5 protein-coding genes and 1 pseudogene are annotated in these 6,562 nt (G+C 38.5%); 4 read left to right on the top strand and 2 right to left on the bottom strand.

Going from position 1 to position 6,562, the window contains the following annotated elements; genetic code table 11:
- A partial coding sequence (locus tag AQR02_RS32445) for a hypothetical protein (protein ID WP_159067752.1) occupies positions 1-301 on the top strand: 301 nt, incomplete at its 5' end.
- Positions 250-840, top strand: coding sequence for a cation transporter (locus AQR02_RS11960; protein WP_054940693.1), 591 nt, complete (start codon positions 250-252; stop codon positions 838-840). The genes AQR02_RS32445 and AQR02_RS11960, both read left to right, overlap by 52 nt.
- Positions 841-1,017: 177 nt before the next feature.
- Here the strand turns inward: AQR02_RS11960 and AQR02_RS11965 are convergent, their stop codons facing one another.
- On the bottom strand, positions 1,018-1,770 hold the full coding sequence (locus tag AQR02_RS11965) for a ZIP family metal transporter (protein ID WP_054940694.1): 753 nt from the start codon (positions 1,768-1,770) through the stop codon (positions 1,018-1,020).
- 1,583 nt (positions 1,771-3,353) lie between these two features.
- Between AQR02_RS11965 and AQR02_RS11970 the strand changes: the two genes are divergently transcribed.
- Positions 3,354-3,941 (top strand): sigma factor-like helix-turn-helix DNA-binding protein, encoded by a 588-nt coding sequence (locus AQR02_RS11970; protein ID WP_054940695.1) that lies wholly within the window; start codon positions 3,354-3,356, stop codon positions 3,939-3,941.
- Positions 3,942-4,999: 1,058 nt separating this feature from the next.
- Here the strand turns inward: AQR02_RS11970 and AQR02_RS34115 are convergent.
- Entirely contained in the window at positions 5,000-5,218 is a 219-nt protein-coding gene (locus AQR02_RS34115; RefSeq protein ID WP_245237352.1) for a divalent metal cation transporter, read from the bottom strand.
- Positions 5,219-5,666: 448 nt separating this feature from the next.
- On the opposite strand from AQR02_RS34115, the pseudogene AQR02_RS11980 reads away from it, so the two are divergent.
- Positions 5,667-6,562 (top strand): annotated as a pseudogene (locus tag AQR02_RS11980) (P-type ATPase actuator domain-containing protein); the annotation flags it as partial.

The raw sequence follows: 6,562 nt of genomic DNA on the forward strand, positions 1-6,562 counted from the left end.
CGCTACTTCACAAAAGCCAAAGTTCAAAAAAGAATTAACTCTTTCAGTAAAGCAAGCTCCTAAAACCATTGTTAAGGATAACTGCTGTTCTACGGTTGACCCTGTTGTTGCCGATTCCTGTTGCCAATCATCGGCGGTGCCAGTAGATAAGGATTGCTGTACAGACGATTCGTGTTCATCACATCAAGAATCCATTGATCATGTCTCAGATTCAAAAAAACACAAGATCTCGAATTTCGTATTGAAGGTATGGATTGCCCAGCCTGTGCAGCTACGATTGAAAAAAGCATTGAAAAAATGAGCGGCGTACAATCGGTTCGGGTTAACTACAGTACGGCGAAAATGCAGACTAAAGTAGAGGACACCGAAATATCAGAGCAGATTGAGAAACAAGTTCAAAAGCTTGGATATTCAATCGAACCTTTGATTTCTTTAGATATGCAGGTCTTTAATGTAGAGGGAATGGACTGCGCAGCATGTGCCGTCAGTATTGAGAAGCACTTGATGAAACGGCCGGATGTAGAGCAGGTTAGCGTTAATTTTTCGACGGGGAAAATGAAGATTGCGCATCAAACGAATGTGGATACGATCATTCGTGAAGTTGAAAAAGCCGGTTATAGGGCTGTTCCCATTTCAAAAGCGCAACCATCCCTACAACCGAAGTCGTTTTTTGATGGTATGTTATTGACCACTCTTTCCGGAATAACACTCCTCTTGGGATTTGTTCTCTCTTTAGTTGATGTTCCTTCAATACTTCCTACAATCCTGTATGCGGCATCCATTATTTTAGGGGTGTATAAACCAGCAAAAAGTGCTTTTTATGCTGTGAAAAGCGGATGAATAAGCAATCTGAAAGTGGTAACTGAATTAGCGAAAAGGACAAACCTGTTGTAATCATAAACAGGTTGTCTTTTTTATTAAAAACATAATTAATTAATCTCAAAATTTAAAATAAATAGAAGTAGAGTTGTGCGCAAAAGGTCGAAAGTTCAAGTTAAATGTTTGTAACCAGGAATCTCAAAGAAAAAGTGCATACACCCCTCCAAATATTATGCCAGCAAATATACCAAATAAGTTTCTTATTTGTCCGCCTTCCTTTAAAGCAGGTTTTAAAATTTCAAACCAAGTGATGTAGAGCATGGTTCCAACTGCAATACCAAGCATAACGGAGAGCGTGCCTGGGATAATCATTCCGAATTTATACCCTAGCATGGTACCTATTGCGGTTGGGAAACCAACTACAACTGACGTGAGCAGCATCGTCCAGGGGGGCAAGCTTGCCAATACAAAAGGGAGCCCTAAAACCATGCCCTCAGGAATTGCATGAAGTATCATGGTAACAACCAAACTTTTGGCCAATTCAGGTGTACTCAGCAAGCTGGTACCAAAAGAAATACCGGAAGGGAAATTATGAAGTGCAACTGCAAAAGCTAATAAAATGCCGGATTGTATAAAAATATCTCTTTGTGCACTGTTAGTGATGATAACAATTCGTTGGAAAAATTTTTCGATTTGTCGTGCCAGTAGGTAACCAATTGTGAAGCCAGCTCCGGTCAAAAATAGTCCGCCTTCCTGAATACTTCCCGGAATTATTTCGAAAAAGATTAAAGAGATAATGAGGCCTGCCATTGCCATAATCAGGAGTGAAATGAGTTGATGTCTTGCATACCTGATCAAATATGCTGAGGCGCCCCCAATGCCAATTCCAAATCCGCCGATTCCAAATCCTATCAATCCCCAGGACAGCGTATTTATGTAACTGTTTACCAATCAAATCACCCCTCTGCAATCCAATTTAATCAAACTATTTTATGAATGTTTATTGGCATGTATGAATTTACTGTTAATGATCTGCAAGCTGCTGTTGGACAAATTGCCTTTAGCTGTTGGCTTTGAAGATCGATACAATGTGTGGACATTTAACCATATTGCTTCGTGGAGTAGGTAAGATCCTAGGGGATCTATATAGATTGAACTTAAGATATACTCTTTTGGGAGTGTCGCCGTAACTACGGTAAATGTTTGGACTTCCAGCAGCTGTTGTCTCCGGATTTCCTGATTCATACCGCATCTAGCGGATGAAATCCGGAGGGAGGCGGACGCTTTCGCTCTTCCAGTTCCAAAAATTCCCCTCCGTTACTTTGACCTTGAATTAATTCATTAGTTCAATCTATATAGATTCAGCTTCACTAAAGTTAATAAAAATATCGTAACTGAGGTGAGTTATACCAACGGAGCAACAAACATAAATATATTCTGAACATCAAAATATCTCTTGGATCAACTAACTAAACGTTTGTTTAGTGAAATGTATATAATATTTTGAATTTGGATTTTAACTGCCTCAAATGTCCGCATTAAGTTTCCTTCTTGGTGCAACCAACAGCTGTTCTGATACCCTACCGTTTCTACTACGGATCTAGCTGAAATGAAATATCCTTCAGCCAAAGGTCAAGGGGAATCCTGAACATACTGAAGTAGTTACACACGATGATTCTCTAAGCAAAGGTTTTAATTGGTAGTATGTTTCATGTTCTCTAATCCAAGCATCTTCAATCCTATCTGGATAAATTCTGCTTCCTACAAATCAACGGAATTTTGTAGCCCGAATGTTAAAGTGGTAATTTTTTAAATAAATATATTTGTAGATGGTATAGATGGGGGATTGTGTCGTGAGAAGATTGCTTTTCGGGAAACTTGTAATGTCCATGATCATCGTTTTTGTTGTGTTTTTTTGGTTCCTTTAGTAGTTAGTATTTCTTATGGCAATATCCCATTTCATAAAGATTTTCTCGGTTACCGAATTCAAGGAGCCCCAACATCTGGAATTCCTTTGTTGGGAATCCCAGCAGGCAACACAACAACATCGAACGTTCTATTACCGTCAAACTCTTCGAGTGTAGATCCTTCAGATTATTATCGAAAAAAAGAGATGTCTTTTTGGCATGTGCAAAGGGATTTAGGAGTACTTATCCTGGTAGCGATTCTGGCAATTCTGTTGGACCGTAAATTTGGCAATTGGTTTTTGCGCTGGGTACGAAGAAGATGATTTCCCTTTCTCATTTGCTCTAGAAGGTAATTCGGCATTAACCATTACTTATATTTGTCCTTTTATTTTCGTAAGCACTTGCCGTACTTATGTCCTTCAATAATTGACATTCATGTATCAAAACGAATATAGTGGGGATAATATATGAATAGATGATCACTTGTGATTTTGATGCAGTTTGGAGAAACGGGGAAACGTTGTAGGTAGTAAATGCACAAGTAAACCGAGACGAGAGGTAAAAGGAAATGAGTATATGCTAGCAGGTGCTCTACACTAATCATGGGGGGAGGAAAGGAGGTTTCACATGATGCTGACTCAGAAGATGGAGAGTTATATATTTAAACTTGCAAAGAAAGGAAATCGAAAAGCCTTTGGCGACTTGATTGATATGTATAAGGATTCCGCCTTTACGTTGGTTCATCAGCTAATGAACGATCCCATTGAAGCAGAAAAAATCGTGATCCGCACCTTTCTCTTGTTACACAGCCAATTAAATAATCTTCCTGTTGAGGCAAAGCCTTCTACTGTCATCTATCAATTTTGCATTAAGTTATGTATGGAAAAAATAAAATCCGAAGGAAAACTGGAAAAGGTGCAAGAAAATCAACTTCCATTGCCAGAAATAACCTTGAATATAGATATGCCGGATTTAAAATCAAAGCTGGCCCATTCCATACATGGAATGCCAATAATCCATAAGACTGTTGTGATTTTGAAGTATGTCATGAATTTATCATTGGCGGAAATCAGTGATATTCTGCAGGTGAATACTCAGAATGCTAAAACCTATCTGAGAGATGGCCGTGAGTACCTAAGCCTTCAGTTGAGTTACCAATTGATCCAAAATGAACGAATCAACAAATTTGATGAATGTTTACAATTAGGTTTTTGATCAGTCCAATTCCGTCTGGAACCTGACTCTTGGATCTAAATAAGAATAGTGGTGTTTCAAATGAGTTTCAAACAAAAGTATTTCTTTTTTTATTATACCTTCATTATTCATCCTTTAAAAGGAGATATGGAAAAAGCCAGCAATGGTATATTGAGCTTTATCTTACGGAAGCACGAGAACATTTTTTCGCTGAGACTCGAAAAAATCTATAAAAGTATAAACGAAGTTGAATATGATTTTAACAGGATTGGGAAATGAATTTATCTGACCATTCCACTTTTTTGCCATATCGCTGAATTTAATCAGCTTGTTGGGTACGCGTATTGTCTAGCTCAATAACATATTATCCTTCTATAATAGATGGTTTTGCAGAATGTAATTCAGAAAACACTTAAATGCAGTTTTGTGAATTTATATTCCTCCACTGGCTCAATTTTCTCTGTGCTATAGCTTTGTTTCCTCCTTCCGTACGCGTTCCAAAAAATTCTTCTTAAGTGTTACTTCCAATTTTTTGTGTTATTCCGCATTGCATTTTGGACTTAGTAGATATTTGCGAAGCTTCAGAATCACTTTTTTAGCTATGCCTTTGCGCTTCTCCAGTAATTGCGTTTTGAGTTCTCGGCGTCTTCGAAAGGAGCGCGTCTACGTGATCCCGTCTGACTCTTATCCAACGAATATGAGGAAGTCGAGAGAATTATCTTCTCGGCTAGAAATTGGATGAAGCCGAAACAATTGTAGTCACTTTTGCTGTATGCTCGGAATGCTTAAACTTTAGAAAAATATACTCAACGAGAAGGCGATATTCACTTTCAGTGAATATCGCCTTCTTGTTGCTTATTATAAGGATCACTCGGCATTAATCCGGAAAATATTGTTTTCGTATAGAAATTTGTACAAATCTTAACAGTTAGAAAAATCATTGATAATGAGAGCTTTGGGAGAATGTTTTTTTACGAGGGCAGTGTCTCACCGAGTGTTTGGTAAATGAGAATGAGGTTAAGAAATAATATAATTGCCGCACAAAGGAATGCTGTTACATTAACAATAGGTTTATTAACTTAGATGCCAATGAGATCTTTGCGTCTCGTGAAGTAAATCAAAGTAATAACGGGTGTTGTCAGGATAAGACTTAAGGCGACTTGGCTAATGACTAAAGTTCGTGTTGGATCAAGTCCCAGCGAAACAATAATAACTGCAGGTAACATGGAAATAACACGACGTAGCCAACCGGGGATGGTAAATCGCACAAAACCGTGCATGATGACTTTACCGGACATTGTCCACTTGTGGAGCTTGAAATGCCAGAGGCGAGTAATTTAAAATCAAAAACGCGCTAGCGGCTGCAGATCCGAGTAATGGAGTTAAGATCTAAAAGGCAGATTCTATATTCGCTACTTGAGAGTTCCCTGTTTGATAAAAGATAGCGGCAGCCATTGTCATCATGGAGAGATTTATTAAGCCTGCCAGGACAGAGCAATGACTACTTCCTTTTCTGAACCCAACAAGAAAGCTCTGTTCACTCATTTGCTGGGTGTTTCAATATTCCAATTTTCTTTGCTAAATAACATAATTTCTAGTATAACATGCTTGTTTAATTAATCAGAATGCTATTTTTACCCGAGTTGATGCATGAGCATGTAATCATGAATTTTTCTTGCGAAAAGGGTTAATTTAATTGTATCAATCTAAAGGGGCGTGACGGGTGTGTTGTTATTTGTGGAACCAGATTGCGTCAATTGTGCCATGAAAATCGAAAATGGTGTAAAAAGACCTAAGGTTCAGACTTCGGAAGCAATCACATGACTCAAAAAGTTCGAAGTTTAAAGTGTAACATTGATATTAATGAGAAGGGGGAATGAACGAGTGGATCAAAAAAAAGAGGAACATAAAAAAAAGCACGATGGCGATGGACATGAAGGTCATTCGCATATGAGTGGTAAAGGAAAAATAAGATTATGATAATTCGTTTGACCGTCGGTGCAGTACTCGCCGCAATTGGAATAATATTCCCATTATCTGGTTGGTGGGAAGTAGTATTATTTTCAATAGCATATCTCGTCATCGGTGGTAATATTGTCCTGCAGGCGATTAAAAATATCCTTCGTGGTCAAGTGTTTGATGAATACTTTTTAATGTCAGTGGCTACAATTGGCGCGTTTGCTATCCAGCAATATCCTGAAGGTGTAGCTGTAATGCTCTTTTACCAAGTAGGGGAGTTATTTCAGAGTATTGCCATTAATCGATCCCGTAAATCCATTAGTGCATTGTTGGATATCAGGCCCGATTATGCAAACTTAAAAATAGGAAACGAAACGAAACGGGTGACGCCAGAAGAGGTTAACATAGGAGATCACATTGTTGTCAAGCCCGGTGAAAAGGTACCATTGGATGGAGTAGTTATTGATGGGAGCTCAGCGGTAGATACATCCGCACTAACCGGTGAATCTATGCCTCGGGAAGTTGAAGTGAAGAGTGAAGTCCTGGGCGGTTTCATTAACAAAAACGGAGTTTTAACTGTGGAAGTGACCAAGCTGTTTGGTGAATCGACAGTATCCAAAATACTGGAACTAGTCGAAAATGCAAGCAGTAAGAAAGCGCCGACTGAGAAATTCATTTCTAAG

Source organism: Paenibacillus ihuae (genome assembly GCF_001368795.1).
In the GTDB taxonomy this organism is placed as follows: domain Bacteria; phylum Bacillota; class Bacilli; order Paenibacillales; family Paenibacillaceae; genus Paenibacillus_AQ; species Paenibacillus_AQ ihuae.